The following is a 580-nucleotide window of genomic DNA, read 5'->3' on the forward strand; positions in this document are numbered from 1 at the left end:
ACGTTGGCGCACAGTGGGGTGGACGCGGCGGGGGGGCTTTCTATGCCCCGTGTCGGGCTGGCGCGGGGCATCGAGGTGGCAGCTGAGGGCGTGGACGCGGAGGCCGCCATCCCCGGGCTGCGCGAAGCCGGTGTGGGCCTGGTGCGGGGTTTCAGCCTGCATCGTCCATGCCCGCTGGAAGGGCTGTGGCACACGCCGCAGCTGGTGGCCGTCTCCGGGTAAGCGCGCTTGACCCAGGCGACTTCCCGCAGCGTCATGCCGGTGCTGCGTGTACACGCCTCTGGCGGCTGCACGGTAGTTTTGTTGGCTGCTCTAAATCGCCGATAATTGGCAGATGACGATCCGACTCAACAAATACATCGCCGAAACCGGCTTTTGCTCACGCCGCGAGGCCGATCGTCTGATCGGCGAACGCAGGGTCACCGTCAATGGCGTGCCCGCCGGTACCGGCGCGGTGGTCGGCGAGGAAGATACCGTGCTGGTGGATGGCCAGCCGCTACGCATACGCGAGGCCAAGAAGCTCGGTGGTCGCAAGCACGTCTACATCGCGCTCAACAAACCGGTGGGCCCGTCCTTTATA

2 protein-coding genes are annotated in these 580 nt (G+C 66.0%); both read left to right on the plus strand.

What is annotated here, in order from left to right; genetic code table 11:
* The coding region (locus CSC62_RS17535; RefSeq protein ID WP_162407909.1) for a hypothetical protein at positions 1-222 on the plus strand (222 nt) is incomplete at its 5' end.
* A 112-nt stretch (positions 223-334) separates the two neighbouring features.
* A partial coding sequence (locus CSC62_RS17540) for a S4 domain-containing protein (protein WP_281353329.1) occupies positions 335-580 on the plus strand: 246 nt, incomplete at its 3' end.

It is taken from the genome of Pseudoxanthomonas jiangsuensis (assembly GCF_010093185.1).
In the GTDB taxonomy this organism is placed as follows: domain Bacteria; phylum Pseudomonadota; class Gammaproteobacteria; order Xanthomonadales; family Xanthomonadaceae; genus Pseudoxanthomonas; species Pseudoxanthomonas jiangsuensis.